The sequence below is a fragment of the Sphingopyxis sp. genome, assembly GCF_036675685.1.
In the GTDB taxonomy this organism is placed as follows: Bacteria; Pseudomonadota; Alphaproteobacteria; order Sphingomonadales; family Sphingomonadaceae; genus Sphingopyxis.
Map to the genome: position 1 here is coordinate 1 of NZ_JAKFEM010000029.1, position 23,364 is coordinate 23,364.

34 protein-coding genes and 1 pseudogene are annotated in these 23,364 nt (G+C 62.0%); 17 read left to right on the plus strand and 18 right to left on the minus strand.

Annotated elements, in window-relative coordinates; translation table 11 throughout:
- From V6M50_RS13360 to V6M50_RS13370, 3 genes and pseudogenes are all read left to right on the plus strand, one after another.
- Positions 1-223, plus strand: a pseudogene (locus V6M50_RS13360) (elongation factor 4); the annotation flags it as partial.
- A gap of 495 nt (positions 224-718) precedes the next feature.
- Positions 719-1,432, plus strand: coding sequence for a helix-turn-helix domain-containing protein (locus V6M50_RS13365; protein ID WP_332819062.1), 714 nt, complete (start codon positions 719-721; stop codon positions 1,430-1,432).
- Between the two features lie 91 nt (positions 1,433-1,523).
- A complete protein-coding gene (locus V6M50_RS13370) occupies positions 1,524-2,294 on the plus strand; it encodes an HNH endonuclease (protein WP_332819063.1) in 771 nt (256 codons plus the stop codon).
- On the opposite strand, the gene V6M50_RS13375 is transcribed toward V6M50_RS13370, so the two are convergent.
- The 4 genes from V6M50_RS13375 to V6M50_RS13390 form a co-directional block, all read right to left on the minus strand.
- Positions 2,291-2,986, minus strand: a complete 696-nt coding sequence (locus V6M50_RS13375; protein WP_332819064.1) for a hypothetical protein — start codon at positions 2,984-2,986, stop codon at positions 2,291-2,293. The two genes, V6M50_RS13370 and V6M50_RS13375, sit on opposite strands and share 4 nt — an antisense overlap.
- A 133-nt stretch (positions 2,987-3,119) precedes the next feature.
- Positions 3,120-3,647 (minus strand): hypothetical protein, encoded by a 528-nt coding sequence (locus V6M50_RS13380; protein WP_332819065.1) that lies wholly within the window; start codon positions 3,645-3,647, stop codon positions 3,120-3,122.
- Between the two features lie 264 nt (positions 3,648-3,911).
- Positions 3,912-4,244, minus strand: a complete 333-nt coding sequence (locus tag V6M50_RS13385; RefSeq protein ID WP_332819066.1) for a hypothetical protein — start codon at positions 4,242-4,244, stop codon at positions 3,912-3,914.
- Positions 4,241-5,518 (minus strand): hypothetical protein, encoded by a 1,278-nt coding sequence (locus V6M50_RS13390; RefSeq protein WP_332819067.1) that lies wholly within the window; start codon positions 5,516-5,518, stop codon positions 4,241-4,243. Before V6M50_RS13390 ends, V6M50_RS13385 begins: the two co-directional genes overlap by 4 nt.
- A gap of 131 nt (positions 5,519-5,649) precedes the next feature.
- On the opposite strand from V6M50_RS13390, the gene V6M50_RS13395 reads away from it, so the two are divergent.
- A complete protein-coding gene (locus V6M50_RS13395; protein ID WP_332819068.1) occupies positions 5,650-6,294 on the plus strand; it encodes a GNAT family N-acetyltransferase in 645 nt (214 codons plus the stop codon).
- 245 nt (positions 6,295-6,539) lie between these two features.
- On the opposite strand, the gene V6M50_RS13400 is transcribed toward V6M50_RS13395, so the two are convergent.
- On the minus strand, positions 6,540-6,824 hold the full coding sequence (locus V6M50_RS13400; protein WP_332819069.1) for a hypothetical protein: 285 nt from the start codon (positions 6,822-6,824) through the stop codon (positions 6,540-6,542).
- Positions 6,825-7,129: 305 nt separating this feature from the next.
- On the opposite strand from V6M50_RS13400, the gene V6M50_RS13405 reads away from it, so the two are divergent.
- The 4 genes from V6M50_RS13405 to V6M50_RS13420 are packed head-to-tail and all read left to right on the plus strand — an operon-like array spanning position 7,130 to position 9,078.
- The gene (locus tag V6M50_RS13405) at positions 7,130-7,471 is read left to right on the plus strand and encodes an ArsR/SmtB family transcription factor (RefSeq protein WP_332819070.1); all 342 of its coding nucleotides are present in this window, start codon (positions 7,130-7,132) and stop codon (positions 7,469-7,471) included.
- Positions 7,468-7,914, plus strand: coding sequence for an ArsI/CadI family heavy metal resistance metalloenzyme (locus V6M50_RS13410; RefSeq protein ID WP_332819071.1), 447 nt, complete (start codon positions 7,468-7,470; stop codon positions 7,912-7,914). Before V6M50_RS13405 ends, V6M50_RS13410 begins: the two co-directional genes overlap by 4 nt.
- A complete protein-coding gene (locus tag V6M50_RS13415) occupies positions 7,911-8,417 on the plus strand; it encodes an arsenate reductase ArsC (protein ID WP_332819072.1) in 507 nt (168 codons plus the stop codon). Before V6M50_RS13410 ends, V6M50_RS13415 begins: the two co-directional genes overlap by 4 nt.
- The gene (locus tag V6M50_RS13420) at positions 8,410-9,078 is read left to right on the plus strand and encodes an MIP/aquaporin family protein (protein ID WP_332819073.1); all 669 of its coding nucleotides are present in this window, start codon (positions 8,410-8,412) and stop codon (positions 9,076-9,078) included. Before V6M50_RS13415 ends, V6M50_RS13420 begins: the two co-directional genes overlap by 8 nt.
- An 80-nt stretch (positions 9,079-9,158) precedes the next feature.
- Here V6M50_RS13420 and sciP read toward each other — a convergent pair whose 3' ends face one another.
- Complete coding sequence (sciP, locus tag V6M50_RS13425; protein ID WP_037518529.1) at positions 9,159-9,458, minus strand: CtrA inhibitor SciP; 300 nt, start codon at positions 9,456-9,458, stop codon at positions 9,159-9,161.
- 2 nt (positions 9,459-9,460) lie between these two features.
- A complete protein-coding gene (locus V6M50_RS13430; RefSeq protein WP_332819074.1) occupies positions 9,461-9,886 on the minus strand; it encodes a hypothetical protein in 426 nt (141 codons plus the stop codon).
- 98 nt (positions 9,887-9,984) lie between these two features.
- Here V6M50_RS13430 and mnmA point away from each other — a divergent pair, with 98 nt between their 5' ends.
- From mnmA to V6M50_RS13455, 5 genes are all read left to right on the plus strand, one after another.
- Positions 9,985-11,136 (plus strand): tRNA 2-thiouridine(34) synthase MnmA, encoded by a 1,152-nt coding sequence (gene mnmA, locus V6M50_RS13435; RefSeq protein WP_443030515.1) that lies wholly within the window; start codon positions 9,985-9,987, stop codon positions 11,134-11,136.
- 48 nt (positions 11,137-11,184) lie between these two features.
- Entirely contained in the window at positions 11,185-11,625 is a 441-nt protein-coding gene (locus V6M50_RS13440) for a hypothetical protein (RefSeq protein ID WP_332819076.1), read from the plus strand.
- Between the two features lie 285 nt (positions 11,626-11,910).
- Positions 11,911-12,603 (plus strand): DsbA family oxidoreductase, encoded by a 693-nt coding sequence (locus tag V6M50_RS13445; RefSeq protein WP_332819077.1) that lies wholly within the window; start codon positions 11,911-11,913, stop codon positions 12,601-12,603.
- A 54-nt stretch (positions 12,604-12,657) separates the two neighbouring features.
- Positions 12,658-12,987: a hypothetical protein gene (locus tag V6M50_RS13450; protein ID WP_332819078.1), complete on the plus strand. Its 330-nt coding sequence runs from the start codon at positions 12,658-12,660 to the stop codon at positions 12,985-12,987.
- Between the two features lie 229 nt (positions 12,988-13,216).
- Positions 13,217-13,360, plus strand: a complete 144-nt coding sequence (locus V6M50_RS13455; protein WP_332819079.1) for a hypothetical protein — start codon at positions 13,217-13,219, stop codon at positions 13,358-13,360.
- 132 nt (positions 13,361-13,492) lie between these two features.
- Here V6M50_RS13455 and V6M50_RS13460 read toward each other — a convergent pair whose 3' ends face one another.
- Positions 13,493-14,218 (minus strand): hypothetical protein, encoded by a 726-nt coding sequence (locus V6M50_RS13460; RefSeq protein WP_332819080.1) that lies wholly within the window; start codon positions 14,216-14,218, stop codon positions 13,493-13,495.
- A 139-nt stretch (positions 14,219-14,357) separates the two neighbouring features.
- Here V6M50_RS13460 and V6M50_RS13465 point away from each other — a divergent pair, with 139 nt between their 5' ends.
- Positions 14,358-14,597, plus strand: coding sequence for a DUF2171 domain-containing protein (locus V6M50_RS13465; RefSeq protein WP_332819081.1), 240 nt, complete (start codon positions 14,358-14,360; stop codon positions 14,595-14,597).
- A gap of 237 nt (positions 14,598-14,834) precedes the next feature.
- Here V6M50_RS13465 and V6M50_RS13470 read toward each other — a convergent pair whose 3' ends face one another.
- The 4 genes from V6M50_RS13470 to V6M50_RS13485 all read right to left on the minus strand — a co-directional run bounded on the left by V6M50_RS13470 (position 14,835) and on the right by V6M50_RS13485 (position 16,551).
- Positions 14,835-15,293 (minus strand): hypothetical protein, encoded by a 459-nt coding sequence (locus tag V6M50_RS13470; RefSeq protein ID WP_332819082.1) that lies wholly within the window; start codon positions 15,291-15,293, stop codon positions 14,835-14,837.
- A 134-nt stretch (positions 15,294-15,427) separates the two neighbouring features.
- Positions 15,428-15,577 carry a hypothetical protein gene (locus V6M50_RS13475; RefSeq protein ID WP_332819083.1) on the minus strand — a complete coding sequence of 50 codons (150 nt, stop codon included), beginning with the start codon at positions 15,575-15,577 and terminating at the stop codon, positions 15,428-15,430.
- Positions 15,578-15,737: 160 nt separating this feature from the next.
- On the minus strand, positions 15,738-15,893 hold the full coding sequence (locus V6M50_RS13480) for a hypothetical protein (protein WP_332819084.1): 156 nt from the start codon (positions 15,891-15,893) through the stop codon (positions 15,738-15,740).
- Positions 15,894-15,993: 100 nt separating this feature from the next.
- Positions 15,994-16,551, minus strand: coding sequence for a DUF4440 domain-containing protein (locus V6M50_RS13485; protein ID WP_332819085.1), 558 nt, complete (start codon positions 16,549-16,551; stop codon positions 15,994-15,996).
- A gap of 267 nt (positions 16,552-16,818) precedes the next feature.
- Between V6M50_RS13485 and V6M50_RS13490 the strand changes: the two genes are divergently transcribed.
- Positions 16,819-17,295: a hypothetical protein gene (locus V6M50_RS13490; RefSeq protein WP_332819086.1), complete on the plus strand. Its 477-nt coding sequence runs from the start codon at positions 16,819-16,821 to the stop codon at positions 17,293-17,295.
- A gap of 32 nt (positions 17,296-17,327) precedes the next feature.
- Here the strand turns inward: V6M50_RS13490 and V6M50_RS13495 are convergent, their stop codons facing one another.
- A complete protein-coding gene (locus V6M50_RS13495; protein WP_332819087.1) occupies positions 17,328-18,023 on the minus strand; it encodes a hypothetical protein in 696 nt (231 codons plus the stop codon).
- Between the two features lie 270 nt (positions 18,024-18,293).
- Complete coding sequence (locus tag V6M50_RS13500) at positions 18,294-18,479, minus strand: hypothetical protein (protein ID WP_332819088.1); 186 nt, start codon at positions 18,477-18,479, stop codon at positions 18,294-18,296.
- Between the two features lie 277 nt (positions 18,480-18,756).
- Here V6M50_RS13500 and V6M50_RS13505 point away from each other — a divergent pair, with 277 nt between their 5' ends.
- Positions 18,757-19,206, plus strand: a complete 450-nt coding sequence (locus V6M50_RS13505; RefSeq protein ID WP_332819089.1) for a helix-turn-helix transcriptional regulator — start codon at positions 18,757-18,759, stop codon at positions 19,204-19,206.
- Complete coding sequence (locus V6M50_RS13510) at positions 19,187-19,717, plus strand: ImmA/IrrE family metallo-endopeptidase (RefSeq protein ID WP_332819090.1); 531 nt, start codon at positions 19,187-19,189, stop codon at positions 19,715-19,717. Before V6M50_RS13505 ends, V6M50_RS13510 begins: the two co-directional genes overlap by 20 nt.
- Positions 19,718-19,736: 19 nt before the next feature.
- Here V6M50_RS13510 and V6M50_RS13515 read toward each other — a convergent pair whose 3' ends face one another.
- The 4 genes from V6M50_RS13515 to V6M50_RS13530 form a co-directional block, all read right to left on the minus strand.
- Complete coding sequence (locus tag V6M50_RS13515; RefSeq protein WP_332819091.1) at positions 19,737-19,961, minus strand: hypothetical protein; 225 nt, start codon at positions 19,959-19,961, stop codon at positions 19,737-19,739.
- Positions 19,962-20,087: 126 nt separating this feature from the next.
- Positions 20,088-21,152, minus strand: a complete 1,065-nt coding sequence (locus V6M50_RS13520) for a ribonucleotide-diphosphate reductase subunit beta (RefSeq protein WP_332819092.1) — start codon at positions 21,150-21,152, stop codon at positions 20,088-20,090.
- Positions 21,153-21,167: 15 nt separating this feature from the next.
- Complete coding sequence (locus tag V6M50_RS13525; RefSeq protein WP_332819093.1) at positions 21,168-21,413, minus strand: hypothetical protein; 246 nt, start codon at positions 21,411-21,413, stop codon at positions 21,168-21,170.
- An 8-nt stretch (positions 21,414-21,421) separates the two neighbouring features.
- Positions 21,422-23,362: a ribonucleoside-diphosphate reductase subunit alpha gene (locus V6M50_RS13530; protein ID WP_332819094.1), complete on the minus strand. Its 1,941-nt coding sequence runs from the start codon at positions 23,360-23,362 to the stop codon at positions 21,422-21,424.
- Positions 23,363-23,364: the final 2 nt, after the last annotated feature.

The following is a 23,364-nucleotide window of genomic DNA, read 5'->3' on the forward strand; positions in this document are numbered from 1 at the left end:
GATCCCGATCCAGGCCGCGATCGGCGGCAAGGTGATCGCCCGCGAAACCATCGCCGCGCTGCGCAAGGACGTGACCGCCAAATGCTATGGCGGCGACGCGACCCGCAAGAAGAAGCTGCTGGAAAAGCAAAAGGAAGGCAAAAAGCGGATGCGCGAGTACGGCAACGTCAACATCCCGCAGGAAGCCTTCATTGCTGCGCTCCGTATGGGCGACGACACCTAATCCGCTTTTTTCATCAAAGCAGAAATAGGGCAGGTGGGCGGATCAGGCGAAGCTGCGGGGCAGCTTCGACCCGCCCGCCGGATGCGTGAACATGGCAACGTGAACATCCCGCAGGAGGCATTTATTGCCGCGCTGCGGATGCGGATTATTGCCGACCTGCTCTAGGTCCTCAACCTATAACCTGTGCGCCTATTCCGGGTACGAGGTTGAGCAGGGTGCCGGGTGATTATCCGGCGCGCGCGATGGGAAGTAGCCAGACCCCCACCAGGGGGATCACCGCGCGCATCTGGTCGGAGTCGCCCCCTCGTATAAGCTCACCGTTTTCTGATCGCCTGTAATTCCTAAGAGACTGTCGGGTCACTGGCGGGATAAAGACGGGTGTGATATCCAATTGTCGGCTAGCTGTCGGATATATGTCGTGCCACTTACGGGTAATTGTCGTAGTCTGTCGGGCGGCCTCGGAGCCAATGTGCTTTCATCGAAATGGAGGACCGCATGATCGTTGACAGCCAGAAAATGAAATCCGCTCGGGATCGTAAAGCGCTGACACAGGAGGACCTTGCGAATAAGGCCCGGGTGAATGTTCGCACTATTCAAAGAGCCGAGGGCGGAGCGCCGATCCGCCACGAGACTTTGGCGGACATCGCCGCCGTGCTCGGGATGCCGGTTTCGGGACTGTTAGGGCGCGGTAACCACGAGGAGCTAGGGGAACCAAAGACTCCTTGGGAAGCTGAAATGCAGGTACTCAAGCGGGTTGAGAGCGGCGAGGCCGTTGTCTCCGGCCTTGAGCGAGCTGTGATGTCCGTTCTTGGGTGTAGCGCTGAGCCGAACGCAGAGAATATGCCGGTGCTGCGTTCAGCGATCAAATTGATCGAGAGCCTTATGCCAAGCCCATGGGATGAGGAGTTTTGTGCGCCGCTGACCTTCGGTTCGCTGCTTGATCGTCTGGAGGCCGTTGCGAACCTCAATGGTTGCCTCGTCGAGCTCGAAGGTGCGGGACTAGCTCTATACCTTGCCGTATCAACTGAACTGGTCCATGTGCCGAGACGAAGCGACGAGGGGCTGTACGTCCGTTCAGGGCAGCGCCCTGAATATGTGTCCGCCGTGCGCCTGCATATCTCGGACTACGGGTCCGACAGGGTGCGGCTTGATCCCGTCGAAAAGTGGCCTCTCGAAACCTTCGGTGATGATGACAAAGTCCCATTCTGATTGGAAGGTGAAACTGATGCAGGGTTCCTTACAACATGGTTTCCAAGTGTTTCCCACTTGAGCTATTCTGGCCTGCTACGGAGTAGGCCTTATGAACCTCTACAGTCATCCCGAATGGGTTAGGTTTCGCGAGGAAGTGATAAAGCTCGACGGCGGCAGGTGTGTGCGCTGCTACCTGTCGCGTGACGACGGTGTAGTCTTACAGGTCCATCACAAGGGATATGCGCCCGGTAGGAAACCTTGGGAGTACGGACACACAGAATGTGAAACACTCTGCAAGGGATGCCATGCTGCGGAGCACGGCTTTATCCCGCCGAAAAGTGGCTGGGTCCTCATGGGTTCAGATGATCTTGGGGACCTCTGCGGCAACTGCGAGTATTGCGGAACGCAACTCCGCTACACCTACGCTGTAATACACCCGGCATGGGGCGCGATGGCTGTAGGGACGGACTGCTGCGACAACCTCACCGGTACGACGTTGGCAAGCGAGCACCACGAAAAATACATCAAGATGCTCGAGCGTCGGAAGCGGTTTGTATCGTCGAAACGGTGGAAGAGGTCTGCCCGGGGTGGATGCTGGATCGTGCAAGAAAACCTGCGGGTATTTATCGTGCCGCGCGGAGACAAGTACCGCATCACGATGGACAATGTGCAAGGCAAAGTAGACTACGTTAGTCTAGTGGATGCTAAGATGAAGGTATTCGACTTTATCGAGACAGGCGAGGCGAGAGCTTTCTTTGCGAAACGGGGTGCGCGGGAAAGGCGACACCGCCAGTGGATGCGAAACCAACTCCGATCGAACCCCGATGCGGACTGGTTGGCAATGGTGCTGGACGCCCGCGCGAGATCGCAGCGGGGCTAGTCCGATTTTCCTTTTGCCTGCGCGGGCTTCTGCTCGTCGATTTGAAGTGACGGTAAGCAAATGGTCTCGATAGCCGCTATTGCGGTCTCAATGGCATCCGAGATCGTGTTAGGCTTATTTGCCAGCTTGATGTCATAAATGCCCATTCGCACCTCCTCCTCAAACGCAGGGTCACCGCCGTTGTCATTCATTGACGCTTGCTGGTAAACGGCCACGTTCACGAACTGTTGGGCTAGGGTTTCGATAGCCGCTTCTAGGTTTTCTCCAAAGAGCGCGCGCGCCATCGGCAGGCAGCTATCAAGCGCCTGCTTCTCATCTTTTGACCTGTTGAATCGAATAAGTAGAGCCTGCGCGGAAGCATATCGGCGTTGCTCGGCCTCAGGGAGCGCGTCCCATTCGTCGGCATGGGATGTTTTCAGCTCCTTTTCAGCGGCGTTGATTTCCCAACCGTCCACAAGAGGGGTACGAATACGTTTGAGCGCGCGGCGCGCTTTGTAGGAAGCCGTAAGTATTCGCTCGGCTTGCTCAATATGTCGCTCGGTCACCTTCTGCCGACGCCATGAACCAAAAGTGTCAGCTCCCATCTTAGCGGCAACTAAGACCGCGGCGGCGCCGACCAATGTGGCAACTCCCTGCACCATCGATCCTGTGGCAGCCCAATCGAATGGCGGACCAAACACATTTACTGCCATGTCAATCTTTCTTGCAAATGGGTTGTTCGAGCGGACCACGTAATTTTTAGGTAGCTGTAAACTTTTCGAGGGTGCCGAGGCGGCGGGGTGCCTGCCGCGCGTTGATCCTTGATCTTGCTATTGCTCAGACCTTCTAACTATTATTTGCGAGATGTAGGTCCACAGCAATCGCGCAAAAATGGTAAATGTCAATCAAGGCGATTGGGAGAGATATTAGAGGAACAATAATGGAAATTATGTAGTATGGAAAGATGACTACATCGTTGAATATAGCTACTCTTCTGGCTTGCTTTTTTATGAGTGAGAAGTCGATAGGCTTATTCTTATTTTTCTTGTTAGATTTCCACATATTTTTTGCAATTAAGAGGCGAGTTTTCAGATTGTGCCTTCGCAAATTTATCAAATATGGCGAGTATCCGTTTTCGCTTTGATCCAATGCGCGCGATAGATAGTAAATATACAGCAGTGATATTGTGCCATATAATATTTCAGGTCTTGGAATTGAAATATTTAATCCAAGTGTGCTTATTTCCGAAGGATTAACATCTAGGAGGTGGGTAAAAATAAGGATTGCAGCGAAGGCAAGGGCTTTTGAAAAGGATTTACTTGCTTCGCTTCTGTAAGTTCCTCCAATGGAAATTATTTCGCTACGATCCGCCATGTCCCGCCCGATTTGCTGTTCTATATGGGGTCACCGCTATCGCGCTGCTGGCCAGTTGTCCATGTTGCGGGGCTAAGGGATGGGGCTCAGCGAGTGGGATTGTGAGATAACCAAGATGCGATGCCCAAAGTGGGACTCACATTTACGGAAAACCGTTGATTTTCCTAGTACAAAGGGCTAGTACAGCCGGGCTAGGCGTTTTCGGAAATCTCTTTATTTTCCAATATTTAGTGGTCTGCCCGTCAAATCCTCTTCTGGGCACCATTAGCATTTCGGAGCCTCCTCCAACCTAACAATCCGCACCACGCACCGCGCCGGAATCTCGATCACCCCGCTCAGCATCAGCCGTTCCTCGTCGCCGACGACCATCGCCGATCCGGCGAGCACTTTGATGCAGTCATCGTCGTGGATCAGGCGGCCGATCGATAGGCAGGTCTGGACCTCTTCGGGCTGGAAGGCTTCGTAGGAGACCCAGCCGCCATAGGGTTCGCGCGGCTGGATCCATTCGATTTCGACCCTGCGGCCGAAGCGGGCGTGCTTCGACAAGCTCAGCATGATCGGATCTTCATCACTCGGGGCGGGCTGTTCGAGGCTCATGCTTCGTCCTCCGTCCGGCGCGCGGCGGGCGACGGGGTTCCCGCCTTCCACGCCGCCCAGCTTTCCTCGCAATAGGCGGCGTTCCATTCGCGCTCCAGCTCGGCGATCGCGCGCTCGATGCGCCGCCTTGCGGCGTCGCGTTCGCGGCCGGTGCCGCCGCCGTGCAGGCTGGTGTCGGAGAGGAAGCCGTGGGGGTGCTGGAACACGGGCTGGCGCGCCTGTTGCCAGGCCTCGGCGCGCTCGCGCAGGCTGTGGGCGGCCATGCGCATGTCGCCGCGGGTGATCTTGGGGGTGGCGGTTGTGGGGGCGAGGTCGCTTTCGCCGGCTTCGCCCTCGATCATATGATCCTCGTAGCGTTCGAACCAGATCTCGTCCTCTTCGCCGCCCTCGGTCCAGGGGACATGGTCGGCGGGCGGCGGGGCGGGGTTCGACAGGTCGCCGCCCTCGGCCGCCTCCCAGTCGACATTGCCCGACCCGGCCGATAGCGGGACGATCATGTCGGGGTGGTGCATGTGCCATTCGTGCTTTTGCGGGTTGCTATAGGCGTCGGCTTTGCGCGCCGCGTCCCAGTCGGTGCCGGGGCCGGTGAGCAGGTCCCATGCGGCGCGCTTGACGGGGTCGTGCGAAATCTTGCGCTGAAAGGCGGTGCGGATGATGCGGAGGCGATCGTCGAGGTCGGTCTCCTGCCGGTTCGCGCGCTGGATATGTTCGAGCATCTCGGCCTGGCGCTCGGCCTCCCACTCGGCGCGCCATTTCTCGCGCAGGCGGTGGATCGCGTGCGGGATCGCGCTGGCCGGGCGGCCGTCGACGGGGTCGACGCCGGCGAAATTCTCGGGGAAGCGGCTGGCGGCGATATGCTGCATCGCGCGGATGTTGGGGCGGCGGCGCTCGAGGATGACTTGCCCCCGCTTCGAGATCGTCTCGGGCACGCCATAGATGGCATATTCCATGAGCAGGTCGGCGACGCGCCGCGCGCCCGCCTCGACCGCGCGGTCCCATGCCGCGGCGAAGCTGTCGGCGCCGTCGCGTTTGCGCAGCTGGTAGAGCGCGGAGGAGGAGTGGCCGATCGCCTTGGCCGCCATCGTCACCGCGCCGGTCGCGGCGAGCTGGGCGATGAAGATGCGCTGCTTCTGCTCGTTGATGCCGGTCCAGCGCTTGCTGTGCTGGGGGGCGGGGGTGAAGGCGAGTTCTTCGGGAAGGTCATCGGGATCGAGGGTGGGATCGGCCTCGGCATCGATGACGGCGGGGAGAGGCGGGAGGATTTCCTGTTTCATGGGTTTGCTCCTGTGGTTCGCTGTATTTTGTAAAAAGAACCATATGGGAACAATGTAGGAAAGCGGATTCGCATTGGTGGAATTGCCAGCGGGGCGGGGCTTGCCTATCCTCGCCGCGACGGGAGACCGCGATGGACAGGCAGGTGCAAGGGCAGGCTCCGAAGCCAGCGGGTCGAATCGACGACATCGCGGTGCACAGCGCGCTGAACGATGGCACCGCGGTGTATCTGCGTGCGATCACCCCCGACGATGAGGAACGGATCCGCGAGGGGATCGCCAAGCTGTCGGCCGAATCGCGCTATCTGCGCTTTTTCTCGCCGGCGCCGGCGTTGCCCGATGCGGTGATCCATCGGCTCGCCGATGTCGACGGGCATGACCATATCGCGTGGGGCGCGCTGTGCAGCGAGTGCCCGGGCTGGCCGGCGATCGGCGCGGTGCATGCGGTGCGGCATCGGGCGGGTGGTCCGGTGGGCGAATTTTCGGTTGCGGTGCTCGACGAATTCCAGGGCCGAGGCCTCGCGCGGATGATGACCGCGGCGCTGCTCGTCGACTGCCGGGCCGAGGGGCTCGCGGTGCTCGACGTCCATATCCTGTCCGAGAATGCGGCGGCGAAGCGACTGGTGAAGTCGCTGAATGCGGAATGGACGGGCGAGTCGGCGGGGGTCGCCGAATATCGGCTCGACGTCGCGGCCGCTCTCGCGGCGCTGCGCGGCGATGGCGATGCGCCGGGGGTGCAGGATGTGCTGCGCGCGCTGGAAGGCGGGGGAGATGCCTAGGGTCCAGACCCCTTAGTCCCTCCCGCCGCCGTAGATCGCGAACGGCGACGGGAGGGTAGGCTGTGGAGCCCCCGAATGCCGAAGCATTTCATTGGTCCACGCATTCGAGATAGCCGTGATGGCGCGCCGCGGCGGTGACGGCGGTCACATATGGTACGAATTTTCGGAAAAAAGATGCCGGACAAGACAAAGGGCGCCGGAATCGATCCCGGCGCCCTTGATCTGCCCTTTAGGGGAGGCAGCCCTTATTTCTTGGCGGGGTCGGCCGGCGGTGTGGCGCCGGTTTCGGACGGGGCGATCTCGCCCTTGTCGTCCATGCTATTGGCCTTTTCCTCGCCTGCCGCCTCGACGGCGTCAGCCTTCGCTTCGGTGGCTTCCTTCGCCGGGCCTTCGGGCATGGCGTCGGCCTGTTCGTCGATCACGTCGGCCTTGGCTTCGGCCTGATCCTCGACCTTGTCGGCCGCCGGGCTCTGGCAGGCGCCGAGGGCGAGGGCGGACGTCGCGGCGAGGGTAATGAACATCTTGCGCATATTGAGTGACTCCCAAAGTTGACTCCGGGGCTTAACGCGGGGTGAACGTCAGGGTTGCAACGAAACTGTCATATCATTGAAATCATTTTGTTTTTCTTTTTCAACGCAAGTGCGGAACGGACGATAAGGTGTTGTTGGTTCGCGGCCTGCGACCAATTGCAGGCGTCGGGGACTGCGTGCGCCCAAGGCTTGCCGTCCACGAAAAACCAGTTCAATCGGGCATTATTTCGATATTTCCAGAAATGTCGTTGACTCGCGTTCGGAAGTCTATCATTTCTATGAAGGTAGAAATGAGGTGAGTCGCTATGCAGGCAACATCGGTGGTAGAGGCGCTTGGCGCTCTGGCGCAGGAACATCGGCTCGCCGTGTTCCGCCAGCTCGTGCAGGCCGGTGACCGCGGAATGGCGGCCGGAGCGCTGGCCGAAGCACTCGGCATTCCCAACAGTTCACTGTCATTCCATCTGGCCCAGCTTCGCAACGCCGGGCTGATCCTACAGGAACGCCAGCATCGATCGCTGATCTATCGCGCCAACTACCCGGCGATGAACGGGCTGTTGGTCTACCTCACGGAAAATTGCTGCGCCGGTGCCGGCTGCGATGCCGGCGCGGTTTGCGAAACACCCGCTCAGGAAAGGAAATCCGCATGAAGCGTTTGCATGTGCACGTCGGTGTCAACGACCTCGACCAGTCGATCCAATTCTATTCCATGCTGTTCGCGGCGGAGCCCGCCGTGCTGAAAGGCGACTATGCGAAATGGATGCTCGACGATCCACGCGTCAACTTCGCCATCTCGGCGGGCAACCACGCCCGCAAGGGCATCGAACATTTGGGCATCCAAGCCGAGAGCGCCGATGAGCTTTCGGAAGTTTATGGCCGGCTCAAAGCCGCCGACCGCCCGGTGCTGGAAGAAGGCGCAACAACCTGCTGTTATGCCAAGTCGGAGAAGAGCTGGATCGCCGATCCGGACGGCGTAGTTTGGGAGGCGTTCTTCACCAATGGTGAAGCCACCGTCTATGGCGATAGCCCCGCGCTGGACACCATCGCACCCGCGGCGGAAAACAAATGCTGCGCTCCCGCAGGTGTCGCATGAGCCGGAGCTATAATGTCCTGTTTCTCTGCACGGGCAATTCGGCCCGCTCGATCTTGGCCGAAGCGATACTGAACCGGAAGGGAGCAGGCACCTTCGTCGCCTATTCCGCTGGGAGCTTTCCCAAAGGCGAGGTCCATCCGGCAGCAATCAACCTTCTTCGCGATGCGGGCTATCCCACCGATGGGTTCCGTTCAAAAAGCTGGGACGAATTCTCTGCTCCGGACGCGGCACAGATCGATTTTATCTTCACCGTTTGCGACAACGCGGCCGGAGAGGTTTGCCCGATTTGGCCGGGAAAGCCGATTACGGCGCATTGGGGGATCGAGGACCCGGCCGTCGTGGAAGGCGAAGGTCAGACCTTGGCTTTTTGGAACGCCTACCGACAGCTGGAGCGCCGCATCGATCTCTTCGTGGCTCTCCCGCTTGAAAGCATCGATGAGATGACGTTGGCGAGCCGCCTGAGCGAAATCGGCGCGACCGACGACGCGGTGGCCGATGCCTGAGCCGGTGCCGCTCGGGAAGCGGCTGGCCGCGGAAGGTGTGGGATCGTTCTTCCTGTTTGCCTGCGTCATTGGTTCCGGGATCATGGCGGCAAATCTTGCTGCCGGGAATGAGGCCGTCGCGTTACTCGGTAACACGGTGGCCACCGGCGCGATCCTGTTCGTGCTGATCTCCATGCTTGGCCCGATCTCCGGCGCGCACATGAATCCCGCCGTGAGTATCGTAGCGGCCTCTCGCGGCGATCTGCCGTGGCGCGAGGCCGCCGCTTTCTGTGCGGTGCAACTCGTCTTTGGGATTCTGGGAGCTTGGGCGGCGCACCTGATGTTCGATTTGCCGACCTTGCAGCTTTCCGTGAAGGCACGGCAGGGGGTGGGTCAGTGGACCGGAGAGGCTATCGCTACCTTTGGGCTGATCCTGACGATCCTCGGGACCACGCGCCATCGGCCGCAATGGGTGCCGGCGACCGTCGCTTCATACATCACGGCCGCTTATTGGTTTACGTCATCCACGAGCTTCGCGAACCCAGCCATTACGGTCGCCCGCAGCCTCTCGGACACATTTGCCGGTATCGCACCGGCCGATGTGCCGCTGTTCGTCTTCGCCCAGCTTTTGGGAGCCGCCGCCGCTGCTATGACGGCCAAATGGCTATTTTCTGAAGATTGACCCGGTTTAGGTGCCGTATCCCCAGGCAAAAAAGAGGGCGCCCGAAGCGCCCTCTTCTCGATCTGGTCCGGTCTCGCTGCTCAGAAGCGCTGTTGGCGCTCATAGAGGTCCCGGTAGTGCTGGATGCGCGTGACGCGCAGCCCCGGCATGCCGCTGCGATCGATCGATCGTTGCCAGCCGGCAAATTCCTCGAGGGTCAGCCCATAGCGTTCGCACGCTTCGTCGACGGACAAAAGCCCGCCGTTAACGGCCGCAACGACTTCCGCTTTCCGGCGAACGACCCAGCGGGTCGTCGACGGGGGGGGCAGCGAGTCCAGCGTCAGTGGTTCACCCAAGGGACCGATGACCTGTGCGGGCCGGATTTTCTGATTCTCGATCATATTCATTCCATAGTTTCAACGTCGGTGGGGGGTTTTTCCGACGCTTTTTGCATTAAATCAGAGGGGTTCAACATCGGCTGAAACCCTTTGGTAAACAGGCCATTCATAGTTTCGGGCAGGGCGTTCACATCGTCGGACAAATCGAAGAAGCGAACAATCCGCGGCGCTTTTTGTTCCGCTGGACGAGTCGTTCCGCCGAGCATGTGACGCAGCGCGTTAAGCGTTGCCGCATGCGCTTCGCGATTCGCTTGCGTGCGCAGCAGCCGGACGGTCGGCAGCGTCGCTTGGCGCGCGCTGGAAACGGCCATGATGATGTCGAAGCCGGGCTTCGACAGTCTGGCCGCGCCGGCGATGCGCGGAAATTCGTACGGGGCGACATTCATGATGCCGGTGTAGCGGCTACGCCCTAAGGTCCAGTAAATGCCCATTTCATGGCTTGTTAGCGAAGCTTAACCCCGTCAATATCTTGACGCTCGCGGCGGAAAAGCTGGCATTTTTGGTTATCCATCCCTAGATGGCGCGCATCATGATCGAGACGATTTCTTGCCCTCCCGGCCTCGCGCAGGCCGACTTTCAGCTGCCCATGCCGCTGAAAGACCGGCGAATCGTCGTTGCGATGTCGGGCGGAGTCGACTCGAGCGTCGTCGCGGCGCTCGCCGCGCGGTCGGGCGCCGAGGTGATCGGCGTGACGCTGCAGCTTTACGACCATGGCGCCAAGGCGAAGCGCGTCGGCGCGTGCTGCGCGGGGCAGGATATTCGCGACGCGCGCGCGGTTGCCGACCGGCTGGGCTTTGCGCATCATGTCTATGACCATGAAAGCCGCTTTCGCGACACGGTGATCGACCAGTTTGCCGACGAATATTTGTCGGGGCGAACGCCGATTCCCTGCGTGCGGTGCAACATGGGGGTGAAGTTCACCGACCTGTTCGCGCTGGCGAAGGATCTGGGCGCCGACTGCCTCGCGACGGGCCATTATGTGCGCCGTATGATGGGGCCGGCGGGCGCCGAACTCCACCGCGCGGTCGATCCGGCGCGCGACCAGAGCTATTTCCTGTTCGCGACGACGCAGGATCAACTCGACTTTTTGCGCTTCCCGCTCGGCGGGCTCGAGAAGAGCGTGGTGCGCGAGATCGCGCGCGACCTTGGTCTCGGCGTCGCGGCCAAGCCCGACAGCCAGGACATCTGCTTCGTTCCCGACGGCGATTATGCGACGCTGGTCAGGAAGCTGCGGCCCGAGGCCGACGATCAGGGCGCGATCGTCCATGTCGACGGCACCGTGCTCGGCGCGCACAAGGGCCTGATTCATTACACAGTGGGCCAGCGCCGCGGAATCGAGATCGGCGGGCAGGCCGAGCCGCTCTATGTCGTACGCCTCGATGCACCCGCGAAACAGGTCATCGTCGGCCCGCGCCGCGCGCTCGCGGTGTCGGGCGCGCGGCTGGGCGAAGCGAACTGGCTGGGCACGGTCGACGGACGTGCGGTGCTGGCGAAGGTGCGCAGCATGGCGCGGCCGGTGCCGGCGCGCGTCGAGGGCGATCGGTTGATCTTCGCCGCGCCCGAATATGGCGTCGCGCCGGGGCAGGCGGCGGTGCTTTACGATGCGGCGGATGCGAGCCGCGTACTCGGCGGCGGCTGGATCGAAGAGACTTTTGCCCCCCCAATCTTTGATCCGGAATAGATTGAAGTTTCTTGCCCGATGTCGCAGCCTTTGCGCCAAGGGAGAGAAATGATGATCAACTGGGTCTTGCGCGGCGCGGTCCTTCTGTGGGCCCTCTTTTTTATCATCGTCGGGGTGCGGGGCGTATTCGACCCGACCAGCTTCACCGACACCTTCGGCATCGTCGTCGACGGGGTCGCGACCAACACGATACGTGCCGACCTGTCGGCCTTTTTCCTTGTTTCGGCGGGCAGCGCCGCGATCGGTGCGCTGGTTCCCGGCTGGTCGCGCGCCTTGCTGGTGCCGGCAGCGCTATACGGCACCGCGCTCCTTGGCCGTCTCCTCGGCGCCTCGATGGGTGACGAAATGAACTTCAGCGTGGTGCAGGCGATGATTATCGAAGCCCTGTCGGTCGGATTGATGGTCGGCAGCTGGTGGATATTGTCGCGACCAACAGTTTCTGCCGACCAGGCGGCCAGTGCCGGCGACCTCGATAATGTGGCCGGATAGAAGAGTGCTACAAAGGCGGCAAAATTTCGTTCAACTTGTCTTTTTCGCCATGATGTGAGTTACTGGGCATCGGGTCGTTCTTGTTTCCTTTTGTGATGGAGGGGAGCGTATGTCATCCGATGACGACAAGCGGGCAGCGTCGGAGAGACGGGCGGCTGACAGGCGCGCCGCCGAAGATCCCGATTACAAGGGGCCGGAGCGCCGCAAGAGCGATCGGCGCACGGGCAAGGATCGCCGGTCGCCCGATTGAGAACACCGGTGGCGCCGCCCGCAGGAGGAAATGCCTTGGCTGAACCGCGCGCGCCGCGCCTGAGCGTCGATATCGTGTCTGACGTCATGTGCCCTTGGTGCATCATCGGCTGGCTGAAGTTTCAGAAGGTGATCGCGCACTTTGCGGAGCGGCTCGATGTTCGCGTCCAATGGCATCCCTTCGAACTCAATCCCGACATGCCTGCCGAGGGCGAGGATGCGCGCGAACATGTCATGCGCAAATATGGCATCAGCGCCGAACAGAGCCGCGCCAACACGGAGCGCCTCGCCGCTATCGCCGCCGAGTTGGGCTTTGCATTCAACCGCGGCCCCGATTTCCGGATGCGGAACAGTTTCGACGCGCACCGCCTGCTGACCTGGGCGGGCGCGCTCGAGGAGCCCGAGCAGGACAGCGCGACCGGCGTGCAGACCGCGCTGAAGCTTGCGCTGTTCGCGGCGCATTTCACCGACAATCGCGATGTCGGCGATCATGCGGTGCTGACCGATGTCGCGGCGTCGGTGGGGCTCGATCGGGGCCGCGCCGCCGCGATCCTCGCGTCGGGCGAGTTCGGCGAGATGGTGCGCACCGAGGAAGCCTATTGGGCCGACCAGAATATCACCGGCGTACCCGCCTTCATCCTCGGCGGGCGGATGCTCGTTCCCGGCGCGCAAGACCCCGAGGTTTTCATTCGCGTCATCGAGAATAAGATACTCGCCGCCGCGGCGTGAGGAACCGCCCCTGCGACGGCGCGTTTTCCGGCTACCCTCTTCAAGGAGCCGGTCATGGCCGATACCCCGCGCAAGCCCGAACCAAGCGAAGCCCAAGCCTCCGAAGCCCCGGAGGCGTTCAACCGCGAGCAGCAGGACGAGGAAGCGCAGGCGCAGAGCGTCGCCGAGGCGGCGCGCCGCGCCCGCCGGCAGGAGGACAGCGACAAGGCGCGCAGCGGCGACGAGCGCGATGACGTTCAGGACCTGGTCGACCATATGCGTCAGATGGAGCGATCAGGTGTGATCGACATGGACGCCTATCGCGGCGAGCGCAGCGACGATGACGAGGATGACGAGCTCGGCCCCGGCGGGGTGGAGGACGACGAACCGCGCGGGGCGCCTTGAACCATAGCAGCAATAGGGACCTAATCCCTTTACCTCGTCATTCCCGCGAAAGCGGGAACCCAGCGGCGACGCCGGACTGGGTTCCCGCTTTCGCGGGAATGACGAAAATATTCAATGCGATGAAACCATCGAAATGACGCCGGGGTGGGCGCAATTGGCCCGCTTTGCCCGTCATAGCGGATTCGCCTCGTTGGGATTTCGCTAAACCTCTGCCGGTAGGATCGCCGGCATGTCCGGACCCGATTTTCATTATCCGCGGCGCCGCGCCGTTCGCCGCCGCAAGCCGGCACGCTCGCGTCAGAGCGTCGGATCGGTTCTCGTCGCCGAAGGGCTCGCGCGGCGGTGGGAGGGACAGCGGCGTCCCTGGTGCTAGAGCGGCTTGCACAAAATCTGACTCAATCCGCATTCGCGAGCGAAGTCGGGGCTACAACGCAACGGCTCTCGCTACACTCGAACGAGTCCCTCGTCTTCGCTCGGGGATGCCGATCATATCATTGACCATGCTCTAGTTCCTCGGAACGGTGGCATCGGCTTCCGCCTCGGCTTCCGCTGCCTCCTCCTCGATCGATTGATGTTCCGTGGCGGGTTGTTCGTCACGGAACGGCGCATCCGGGCCGGCGAGCTGGCGGTCGATGTCGGCGGCGAGCAACTGCGCGACCGGATCGTCGCCGAGCGCGCCGAGCTCGTCGCGGCGCGCGGTGAGGGCTGCGCCGCGCTCCTCTTCGGGCAACTTGGCCACCTCGACATAGAAACGCACCGCCTGCAGCCAGGGGGCGTCGTCGGTCAGCACATCCTCGGCCCAGCGGCTGAAGGCGTCGCCCGCCGGATGCCACGCCCCATCCGTCCGATCGAGGAAGAACAACACCCGCGATCCGCGCGGAAAGGCATAGCGGATGCACGCACCGGCGAGGCTCTGCGGATGCGCTTCCTTCAGCTCATAAGGATTGCTGAGCTGCAGTTCGGCACCGGTCGCGATCATCGCGGGCAGTGCGATCGGTCCGGTCGGCATCGCGCCCTTGAGCGCCGCGACGGGCTCGACCGCGATCAACTGTTGTTCGTTACCGTCCGGTTCGAAATCGCCATCGGTGACCGTGCCGAGCAGGATGAGATCGGCGCCCTCGACCAGTTCGAAATTGGTCGGCACGCGATAACCCGGCGCCACCGAACAGGCTGCAGCCGGAATCGGCGCCGCGAGCAGCGCTAGACCGACGAAGGGAAGGAGGTGCTGCATTGAAGGAAGGTAGCGCCCCGCGGGCGAATTGGGAAGCGGGCGCGGCTTTGGGGCGGCTCGTCCAAGCCTATGGAGCCGACTCGCCGCCTGCGCGTATGATGCCCAGGCTCCCCCTCCCGGAGCGGCAAGGAGAATGACGATGGCTGAGCATGACCATAGCGCGATCAAGGAACATATGAACGTCATCGGCGCCGACGGCGTTCATGTCGGCACCGTCGACCATCTCGACGGCGAGCGCATCAAGCTGACCAAGGCCGACAGCGGCGACGGCAAGCATCATTACCTGCCCGCCGGGCTCGTCGCGGCGGTCGAAGGCGATACGATTCGCCTGTCGGCGAATGCGGCCAATGCGGTCGACCTGTTCGAAGAGGCCGAATAGGCAGGAACGGGATAACAGAGGGCCGGCGGCGCAATAGGGCGCGCCGGCACCGAAACTGGCCCGCACCCGGCACCCGGGGCGGGCCATTTTCATGTCCGGTTGCTGCACCTGACGGGCGCAAGAAGACGGCGTCAGAAGCGACGAAAGGGAGCCGGTGTCCCGGCTCCCTCCCCGATCGCAGACGCGATGCGGTCTCCTTTATCCTTGTCCACTGGCGGCCGTTTGTGGCCGGCTGTTCTAGCGCGCTTCGACCGCGGCGGTGGTGCGCGCCTGGATTTCGGCTTTCGACAGCTTGGTCACCAAGCCGTGGGTCTTGCCGACCGCGCCGTGATAGATTTCGGCGATCGGCACATTGTAGAGCTTGCCGCCGCGGATCACGACCGCGGTGTCGCCCTCGATGCTCTGGACGGTGCCGACGCTGTTGCCGCTGGTGTCGTAGATCTCGGCGCCGGCGCGCACCTGTTCGCGGGTCGCGAGGGTCAGCTTGGTCGCGTCGACGGCGTTGTTCACCGTGCCATCGACGCGGTCGACGGTGCCGCCGACGGGGTCGGTGAGGTTGCCGACGCTATTGCCCGGATTGACGCCGACCTGACCCACGAGGTTGACGTTGGCGACGCCGTCGGGGCCGACCTGCGCAGAGGCGGGTGCAGCGAGAAGGGTGGTTCCGACCATCAACAGGGCAAAAGTCGTGCGCATGACTTGTCTCCTAGGATGGCGTCCGGTTTATGGACGCATGGTCCGGAAACCGATGGAGGCCGCGCATGTTGCACGCGTCCGCACCGGATTGCGGCGGATGGTCGCGCGCGCGCGACGAGCGGCCCCGCGCCGCGTCAGTGCGGCCGGGGCTTTGCCGCGATCAGCTTGTTGAGGGTCGCGAGGCGCTGGCGCGCCGCGGTCCAGTCGCGTTCGGGATGCGCCTGGATCTGATCGAGGAGCACGCGCACCTCCTTGCGGCGGTCGCCTTCGGTTACGGCCTGCATGGGCTTTCTCCTTTCGCGGCCGACTATAGCAGCGATGCGGCGCGGGTGGCGGCGGTTCGCCGCGCCGACGGCTCGGCACATCCCTTCCGCGCGCGCGACTCGCGCGGCCCGCGCAGCGGGTGGCCGCGCGCTCTTTTCGAGGAGCGGCCGCTTCGGCCGGTCAGGGATTGCGGCGAAGCTCGTCCCTGCGCGCCTGTTCCCGCTCGCGCTGGCGGAAGATTTTGCGTTCGTGGCTGTTGCGGCGGACGTGGAAAATGACGGCGGTTACCGCCGCTACTACCAGCAGGATGAGACCGTAGGCGATCAGCGTTCTCATATCGATGTCTCGGCTCCGTGGAGGGGCAGCATCATTGTCCCGGCAGTAGCTACCGCTGCCTCGCCTGAAGGTTCCATCGGCCGACCCCGGCCGCGCCGCGCTATCGCGCGCTCGCGGCCACGCCCGGCGGCGGATAGGGCGCGGCGCCGGCATGGTCGTAGCTGTAGCTTTGCGCAAGGCGGAAGCGGCCCTCGGCGGGCATCCATTGCCACAGGTGCATATATTTCGCGCCGCCGACCATGTCCCAGCGGTCCGCCCTGGCATTCCATTCGAAGAAGAGATGCGACGCCTCCTCGATCGCGCCCCAATCGCCCATCGCACGGACGATGCGCGATCCGGGGACGATCTGGCGGCGGTTCCTGTATCCCGCCTGTGCGCCGCCGGGCCGACGCGACGCGCAGCTTTTCTCCAACCCCGCGACCATGTCGGCGCGATCCTTTGCGGCCAGCCCACCGAGATCGTGGAGCATGCGGAATTCGGGGGTGAGGAGATCGGGCAGCGCCTTCGGATCGCACCCCTCGAACGCCGCCCAGAACAGGCGCGCGTCGTTGCCGGCGATCTCCGCGGCCAGGGCGTCGCCCTTCGGCATCGGGGTGGCGGGGGCGGTGGGCGCCGCGGCGGTGAGTGCGGCGGCGGCGAGGAGGGCGGTGAAGGACATGGCGGGCTTCCTGCTGTGTTATTTTGATAGTACAGTAGGGCCGGAGAAATGCAAGCAACCCATCCCACATCGTCACCCCGGACTTGATCCGGGGTCCATGCTTCGGCCGCCGAATGGATGCCGGATCCCCCGGATCAAGTCCGGGGTGACGGTCCGGCATGACGAAGGTGGGGGTGCGATCCTATTCTGCACGCCCGCTCCGGCCCCGACTGGCGCTGCGCTACCGCACTTCCTATGTACGCTGCGATGGAACGCGGGGATCGGAATATGGTGGTGATCGCGCGGCTGCGCGCGGCGCCGGTGGTGGCGTGGCAGGCGGTGTGCCTGGTGCTGTTGGGCGCGCTGCTCGGCCGGCTGGAATGGGGCGGCGATCCGCTCGATGCGTTGCGCAACATGGTGTTCGTCCATCCGCTGGTGGTGATGGGAATCGCCGCGGTGCTGACGGTCTGGGCCTATTGGCTGGGTGTGTGGCGGCGGCGGGGTGCCTATGTGCGCCACGACGGCCGGACGCTCTATCGCGGCGGCGCCGCATCGTGGCCGCTGATCGCGATCCGCGACGTGATCGTCGTGCGCGGCGAACTCGGCGTGAAGGCGCTGCGGCTGGTCGTCGACGATGACAGCGAGGTGACGCGCGAGCTGGTGAAACTCTATTTGCTGGAAGACCGGCCCGAGGTGGTGCGCGACGCGGTGATGTTCGCGGTGGCGCGGGCGGGGGGCGTGGGGATTCCGGCTTCGGTGCATTGAGGGGCGCGGGGTCGCTCTGGCAATTCCAAAGTTCAGCGAAGTTCAGCCTCATCGTCATCGTGCATCGGTATCGCCAGGGATGCCGGGACCGCTTCGCCGCGGTCGTCGCGATACCAGGGCGGCAGCACCCCGTCGCATAGATCGGCAACCTCCAGCGCCACCGCGAGATCGTTGGGGGCCATCAGCGCGGCGGGCGCGGCCGGCGGTGCGGGGTGCAGATGGACCAACGCCTCGGCCACCGGGGCGGCGGCGGGGGCGGTGATGCGGTCGGGGCCGGCGTCCCGAAACCGGTCGGGGCCATAGGCGCGCAGCAGGAACATCAGCAATCGGTCGCTCTGGCGCAGGCGGCGGCCGACGCGGCGTCCGTCGCGGTCGAACACGGGCTCGTCGGTGCCGACCAGCGCGCGTTCGAAGGCGGCGTCGAGCAATTTCTTCGACGCCGCATCGATCGCCGCCGACCAGGCGCGGTCGAACGCCTCCGCCCCCGGCGCGCGGCGCAGGCGATAGGCGCTTGATTCGGACATGCCGACTGTCTGCGCGGCGGTGGCGACCGAGCCGGTGTCGGCCAGCGTCTCGATAAAGGCGCGCTGCCGGTCGGGCGACCAGCCGTCCTTGCGGCGTTTTTTGAGCACCGGCACCCAATTATCGGCGGCGGGGTCGTGGCCGTGGGCGTCGAGCGCGGGGACGGCGGGCGAGGCGGGCGAGGGGGTGGGGGCGATGTGGCTCATCTGCCAGTTTGGAGCATAGGCGGATAATGTAGGACAGGGGTTTTTGGGGTGGGGCGTGCGAAATAGGATTTGGGGGGCGCGGGGTGCGCAGGGATTGGGTTTGACGCGATGCGCGAAGGTCTGTCCCGTGTCGTTATCCGGGACGAGGCAAATGACTCGTCCGACTTGAGCCGGCATCCATGCGGCGTCTCGGCAATATGGGGTTTTATTAAGCTGTCGCTGTAATTCTGTAATTCCCAGAAGAATAAAGCTACCTGACCGTTTCGAAGGTCAGGTAGCAATATCAGCCGGTGTGGCATGCATTGCAGCACCAATAGCAGCCATTTGACTGGCGATAGTGCTTTTTTGCTTCCGTAACAGCGTCGCGACAATTGGCATGCCACCCAAGGCTGAGCTGGTTTTGGGCGGCAGGCAGATAGTTGCAGTTATTGCTCTCATGAACTTCATGATCGCCATTTGTCTGCTCATTCTTATTGACGAGATAATAGGGCATTAGATTTCTCCATAAAGATGAGGGTCGGCGCACCGACCCTCATCGCTTACTTCGTATCGCCGAAACCGGGTTTCGGCATGCGCTCGACGACATGAGTTCGCGGGCGCTGGCGCGCGACATCGACGGGGACCAAGCGGCCCGTCTCTGCGTTGCGGCCAATCTGAAAAGTTTTGCTTTTGCCAGACATGAGAATCACCTCCTTTCATGGGAAAGAGGTCGCACAGTCGGTCGCCTCCGTCAATGTCGAATGACATCAACGCAAATCAATGTTTGTATTACAAACCAAAGTTACAGACCGTTGACAAGTTGGAAATTTTGATTCAACGCCGCCAGATGGCGCCGGAGAAAATTTATCAGGTTTTTGGTCGACGCTTGGCTGACTTGCGCGAAGAGCGTGAGATGACGCAATCTGACTTGGCGCGGCGCGTGAATCTGAGTCGAGCATCGATAGCAAATATTGAAGCTGGCAGGCAGCGCGTGCTGTTGCACCAACTCGGAGAGTTTGCTTTTGCACTTAATCTAAGTAGCAGCGCAGAGCTGCTCCCGGCAGATCTCGGTGGGCGTGCGCTCGGGAGTTCGATTGGGCCCATGGAAGATATCTCTTTCACCGGCTCTGAGTTGTCGGCGAATGAACGTCGAATTGTCGCTGATTTGGTAGGACGATTTGGACATGGCGACGAAGATAACTAAGGCTCGTCAAAATGGCGAAGCGCGCGCGGATGAACTTTTATCAAAATATAACCCGCAGCAAGCTCCTGTTCCTATCCGAGAAATTGCGATTTCGGAAGGATGTCTAGTAAATGGTCTTGTCCTGGATGATGATCTTTCGGGAATGGCATTTGTTCGTAACGGTCAGTCTGTTATTATTTTCAACAGTGCGCATCATCCAAATCGCCAACGATTCACTATCGCCCATGAATTAGCTCATCATACAATGCACAAGTCGATGATGCTTGAAGGAGTTCATGTCGATAAAGGGATTTTGAGACGCGATATTTCCTCATCTATGGGCGTCGATGATCGAGAGGTCGAAGCTAACGCATTTGCTGCTACTCTCTTAATGCCGAAGAGCTTGATCATCAGATACGCTAATACTTCCATTGACATGGAGAATGAGCAGGTTGTTGCTCAGCTTGCAAAGATATTTGGCGTCAGCTCAGCAGCTTTTACAAATCGCCTGCTGAATTTATCTTTGAATTAAAGACCGCTTTTCGACGCGACTAAACCGAAAACCCGCCCGCGTTGCGCCGGTTCGAGCTTGCCGCGAGTACCTTCTTGCCCTGCGGGGTCAGCGCCCATTTGGCGCCCTGCTTGACCACCAGACCCAGTGTGACGAGTTCGTCGCGGATCGGGTCGGTGGGGAGTTGGGGGCGGCGGTTCGATAGGCCTTCGAGGCTCGCGCGCTGCGGTTGGCTGAGGATGAGGAGTTTCTGTTTTTCGGTCATTTGGGTTGCCTCTGACTTCTTGTCTTGTCTCGTGGGGCGGCGTTGTTGCCCTCCCCGCGGCGACTAGGGAGCATAGCTCCCAAGTCTTGCTGCCCCTCCCGCAGGCGGGAGGGGTTTCAGGGTCGCTTACTCGGCGGCGATGCCCGCCTGTTTGAACATGTCGTCGCCGTCGGTCTCGGCGGCGATGACGGGGGCGCTGTCGTCGTTCGCCTTGGCCTTCTTGCGGTTGTCGAAGCTCGACCAGACGGTGTTCCACTCGCCGCGCGTCGCGCCCTTGCTGTATTCGGTCGCGCGCGTTTCGAAGAAGTTCGCGTGCTCGACGCCGTTGAGCAGCGGGGCGAGCCAGGGGAGGGGGTGTTCGTCGATCATGTAGATCGGCTGGAAACCGAGCTGCCCGAGGCGCCAGTCGGCGATGTAGCGGATGTAGCGCTTGATTTCCTTGGGCGTCATGCCGGGGACGGGGCCCTGTTCGAACGCGAGGTCGATGAACGCATCCTCGAGCCGAACCGTTTTCTGGCAGGTGTCGATGATGTCTTCCTTCACCGCCTTGGTCAGGCAGTCGCGTTCCTTGGTGAAGGTGTGGAACAGCTTGATGATGCCTTCGCAGTGGAGGCTTTCGTCGCGGATCGACCAGCTGACGATCTGGCCCATGCCCTTCATCTTGTTGAAGCGCGGGAAGTTCATCAGCATCGCGAAGCTGGCGAAGAGCTGGAGCCCCTCGGTAAAGCCGCCGAACATCGCGAGCGTGCGCGCAATATCCTCGTCGTTATCGACGCCGAACTGCTGCATATAGTCGTGCTTGGCGCGCATCTCGTCATATTCGAGGAACATGCCATATTCGCTTTCGGGCATGCCGATCGTGTCGAGCAGGTGCGAATAGGCCGCGATGTGCACGGTTTCCATGTTGCTGAACGCGGTCAGCATCATCTTGATTTCGGTCGGCTTGAACACGCGGCCATATTTGTCGTGGTAGCAATCCTGCACCTCGATATCGGCCTGCGTGAAGAAGCGGAAAATCTGCGTGAGCAGGTTGCGTTCATGGTCGCTGATCTTTTGCGCCCAGTCGCGGCAATCCTCGCCCAGCGGCACTTCCTCGGGAACCCAGTGGATCTGCTGCTGGCGCTTCCAGAAATCGAACGCCCACGGATATTCGAAGGGCTTGTAGGTCTTGCGGGCTTCTAGAAGGGGCATCGGTGTTGTCCTGGTTCAGAAGATTTTCAGCGTTGCGATGTCGCCGACATTCAACATGTTGAAAACGATATAGAGCGCGACAGGCAGAATCCATGCTGCCACAATTTTAATCCACTCAGTACGAATGGCGACACTTTCATCGCGGCGATTGGCAATGTCCGCCGCCGCCATCTGCGCCGCAGCAATGCGTTTCAGCCCGATAAGCGTCACGACAATCGCTAGCACGGTCGCGATGAGCGGAACGAAAATACCGAGCGTCATGCCGTCCATCACTGGCAGGCCAGACATTCGTCATAATCGGTGGTCTGAAGCTCGTACACCGGGGCTTCGGCGGTGTTGTCGGCCTCGACCCCGCCCGCGAAGCCGGCGCGCTGCACCGATTTCGAGCGGAGGTAATAGAGCGATTTGATGCCGAGTTCCCACGCGCGGTAGTGGAGCATGAGCAGGTCCCACTTCTCGACGTCGGCGGGGATGAACAGGTTCAGCGACTGCGCCTGATCGATGTAGGGCGTGCGGTCGGCCGAGAGTTCGAGCAGCCAGCGCTGGTCGATCTCGAAGCTGGTCTTGTAGCAGTCCTTCTCGTCCTGCGTCAGGAAGTCGAGGTGCTGGACGCTGCCGCCCTTTTCGAGGATCGAGTTCCAGATCGCGTCGCTGTTCTTCGCCTTGTCGACGAGGAGGGCTTCGAGGTGCGGGTTGCGGATCGAGAAGCTGCCCGAGAGCGTCTTGTGCGTGTAGATGTTCGCCGGGATCGGCTCGATGCACGCGCTGGTGCCGCCGCAGATGATGCTGATCGACGCGGTCGGCGCGATCGCCATCTTGCAGCTGAAGCGCTCCATCACGCCCTGATCGGCGGCGTCGGGGCAGGGGCCGCGTTCCTTGGCGAGCAGCATCGACGCCTGATCGACCTGCGCGCGGATATGCTTGAAGACGCGCAGGTTCGACGATTTCGCCATCGCGCCCTCGAACGGCAGGCCGCGCGCCTGGAGGAAGCTGTGGAAGCCCATGACGCCGAGGCCGACCGAGCGTTCGCGGCTGGCGCTATACTTGGCGCGCGCCATTTCGGGCGGGGCGCGGTCGATATAATCCTGCAGGACGTTGTCGAGCATGCGCATCACGTCTTCGATGAAGAGTTTGTCGGTGTTCCACTCGTCCCAGGTTTCGAGGTTCAAGGACGAGAGGCAGCAGACCGCGGTGCGATCGTTGCCGAGATGGTCGCGGCCGGTGGGCAGCGTGATTTCCGAGCAGAGGTTCGAGGTGGTGACTTTCAGCCCGAGGTCGCGGTGATGCTTCGGCATCATGCGGTTCACCTGGTCGATGAAGATGATGTAGGGCTCGCCCGTCGCGAGGCGCGTTTCGACGAGCTTCTGGAACAGGCTGCGCGCGTCGACGGTGCCGCGGACGCTCTGGTCCTTGGGGCTGCGCAGGTTGAATTCGGCGCCGTCGCGGACGGCCTCCATGAACTCGTCGGTGATGAGGACGCCGTGGTGGAGATTGAGCGCCTTGCGGTTGAAGTCGCCCGAGGGCTTGCGAACCTCAAGAAACTCCTCGATCTCGGGGTGCGAGACGTCGAGATAGCAGGCGGCCGAACCGCGGCGCAGCGAGCCCTGCGAGATCGCGAGGGTGAGCGAGTCCATCACGCGGACGAAGGGGATGATGCCGCTGGTCTTGCCGTTCAAACCGACGGGTTCGCCGATGCCGCGCACCGCGCCCCAATAGGTGCCGATGCCGCCGCCGCGGCTCGCGAGCCAGACATTCTCGTTCCACGTGCCGACGATGCCCTCGAGGCTGTCGTCGACCGAGTTCAGGTAGCAGCTGATCGGCAGGCCGCGGCCGGTACCGCCGTTCGAGAGCACCGGGGTCGCGGGCATGAACCACAGCTTCGAGATATAATCGTAAAGGCGCTGGGCGTGATCCTGGTCGTCGGCATAGGCCGACGCGACGCGCGCGAAGAGATCCTGGTATGATTCGCCAGGAAGCAGGTAGCGATCCTCGAGCGTTTCCTTGCCGAAGTCGGTGAGCAGGGCGTCGCGGCCCTTGTCGGTCACGATGTCGAACCGGCGCGCGTGGACCTTCGCCTCGCTGCTGTCGTTGAGCTTTGCCGCCGGCGCCGCATCGGGAGCCGATTCGCTTGCTGCGGGAGCGTCATTCTTTGCCAGTTCCACCGTCGCCACGTCGCTCGTCTCCACCCGTTCCGTTTCCCGAAAATCCATCT

What these genes read in the sequence shown, in the direction of transcription:
- V6M50_RS13510 (WP_332819090.1), top strand. Translation starts at nt 19,187, where the DNA reads ATGGCGACGAAGATAACTAAGGCTCGTCAAAATGGCGAAGCGCGCGCG.
- V6M50_RS13395 (WP_332819068.1), top strand. Translation starts at nt 5,650, where the DNA reads ATGGACAGGCAGGTGCAAGGGCAGGCTCCGAAGCCAGCGGGTCGAATC.
- V6M50_RS13370 (WP_332819063.1), top strand. Translation starts at nt 1,524, where the DNA reads ATGAACCTCTACAGTCATCCCGAATGGGTTAGGTTTCGCGAGGAAGTG.
- V6M50_RS13405 (WP_332819070.1), top strand. Translation starts at nt 7,130, where the DNA reads ATGCAGGCAACATCGGTGGTAGAGGCGCTTGGCGCTCTGGCGCAGGAA.
- V6M50_RS13385 (WP_332819066.1), bottom strand. Translation starts at nt 4,244, where the DNA reads ATGAGCCTCGAACAGCCCGCCCCGAGTGATGAAGATCCGATCATGCTG.
- V6M50_RS13380 (WP_332819065.1), bottom strand. Translation starts at nt 3,647, where the DNA reads ATGGCGGATCGTAGCGAAATAATTTCCATTGGAGGAACTTACAGAAGC.
- sciP (WP_037518529.1), bottom strand. Translation starts at nt 9,458, where the DNA reads ATGATCGAGAATCAGAAAATCCGGCCCGCACAGGTCATCGGTCCCTTG.
- mnmA (WP_443030515.1), top strand. Translation starts at nt 9,985, where the DNA reads ATGATCGAGACGATTTCTTGCCCTCCCGGCCTCGCGCAGGCCGACTTT.
- V6M50_RS13375 (WP_332819064.1), bottom strand. Translation starts at nt 2,986, where the DNA reads ATGGCAGTAAATGTGTTTGGTCCGCCATTCGATTGGGCTGCCACAGGA.
- V6M50_RS13420 (WP_332819073.1), top strand. Translation starts at nt 8,410, where the DNA reads ATGCCTGAGCCGGTGCCGCTCGGGAAGCGGCTGGCCGCGGAAGGTGTG.
- V6M50_RS13465 (WP_332819081.1), top strand. Translation starts at nt 14,358, where the DNA reads ATGGCTGAGCATGACCATAGCGCGATCAAGGAACATATGAACGTCATC.
- V6M50_RS13500 (WP_332819088.1), bottom strand. Translation starts at nt 18,479, where the DNA reads ATGGCGATCATGAAGTTCATGAGAGCAATAACTGCAACTATCTGCCTG.
- V6M50_RS13400 (WP_332819069.1), bottom strand. Translation starts at nt 6,824, where the DNA reads ATGCGCAAGATGTTCATTACCCTCGCCGCGACGTCCGCCCTCGCCCTC.
- V6M50_RS13415 (WP_332819072.1), top strand. Translation starts at nt 7,911, where the DNA reads ATGAGCCGGAGCTATAATGTCCTGTTTCTCTGCACGGGCAATTCGGCC.
- V6M50_RS13495 (WP_332819087.1), bottom strand. Translation starts at nt 18,023, where the DNA reads ATGAGCCACATCGCCCCCACCCCCTCGCCCGCCTCGCCCGCCGTCCCC.
- V6M50_RS13390 (WP_332819067.1), bottom strand. Translation starts at nt 5,518, where the DNA reads ATGAAACAGGAAATCCTCCCGCCTCTCCCCGCCGTCATCGATGCCGAG.
- V6M50_RS13455 (WP_332819079.1), top strand. Translation starts at nt 13,217, where the DNA reads ATGTCCGGACCCGATTTTCATTATCCGCGGCGCCGCGCCGTTCGCCGC.
- V6M50_RS13530 (WP_332819094.1), bottom strand. Translation starts at nt 23,362, where the DNA reads ATGGATTTTCGGGAAACGGAACGGGTGGAGACGAGCGACGTGGCGACG.
- V6M50_RS13525 (WP_332819093.1), bottom strand. Translation starts at nt 21,413, where the DNA reads ATGACGCTCGGTATTTTCGTTCCGCTCATCGCGACCGTGCTAGCGATT.
- V6M50_RS13470 (WP_332819082.1), bottom strand. Translation starts at nt 15,293, where the DNA reads ATGCGCACGACTTTTGCCCTGTTGATGGTCGGAACCACCCTTCTCGCT.
- V6M50_RS13365 (WP_332819062.1), top strand. Translation starts at nt 719, where the DNA reads ATGATCGTTGACAGCCAGAAAATGAAATCCGCTCGGGATCGTAAAGCG.
- V6M50_RS13515 (WP_332819091.1), bottom strand. Translation starts at nt 19,961, where the DNA reads ATGACCGAAAAACAGAAACTCCTCATCCTCAGCCAACCGCAGCGCGCG.
- V6M50_RS13485 (WP_332819085.1), bottom strand. Translation starts at nt 16,551, where the DNA reads ATGTCCTTCACCGCCCTCCTCGCCGCCGCCGCACTCACCGCCGCGGCG.
- V6M50_RS13430 (WP_332819074.1), bottom strand. Translation starts at nt 9,886, where the DNA reads ATGGGCATTTACTGGACCTTAGGGCGTAGCCGCTACACCGGCATCATG.
- V6M50_RS13475 (WP_332819083.1), bottom strand. Translation starts at nt 15,577, where the DNA reads ATGCAGGCCGTAACCGAAGGCGACCGCCGCAAGGAGGTGCGCGTGCTC.
- V6M50_RS13520 (WP_332819092.1), bottom strand. Translation starts at nt 21,152, where the DNA reads ATGCCCCTTCTAGAAGCCCGCAAGACCTACAAGCCCTTCGAATATCCG.
- V6M50_RS13505 (WP_332819089.1), top strand. Translation starts at nt 18,757, where the DNA reads ATGTCGAATGACATCAACGCAAATCAATGTTTGTATTACAAACCAAAG.
- V6M50_RS13410 (WP_332819071.1), top strand. Translation starts at nt 7,468, where the DNA reads ATGAAGCGTTTGCATGTGCACGTCGGTGTCAACGACCTCGACCAGTCG.
- V6M50_RS13450 (WP_332819078.1), top strand. Translation starts at nt 12,658, where the DNA reads ATGGCCGATACCCCGCGCAAGCCCGAACCAAGCGAAGCCCAAGCCTCC.
- V6M50_RS13440 (WP_332819076.1), top strand. Translation starts at nt 11,185, where the DNA reads ATGATGATCAACTGGGTCTTGCGCGGCGCGGTCCTTCTGTGGGCCCTC.
- V6M50_RS13480 (WP_332819084.1), bottom strand. Translation starts at nt 15,893, where the DNA reads ATGAGAACGCTGATCGCCTACGGTCTCATCCTGCTGGTAGTAGCGGCG.
- V6M50_RS13460 (WP_332819080.1), bottom strand. Translation starts at nt 14,218, where the DNA reads ATGCAGCACCTCCTTCCCTTCGTCGGTCTAGCGCTGCTCGCGGCGCCG.
- V6M50_RS13490 (WP_332819086.1), top strand. Translation starts at nt 16,819, where the DNA reads ATGGTGGTGATCGCGCGGCTGCGCGCGGCGCCGGTGGTGGCGTGGCAG.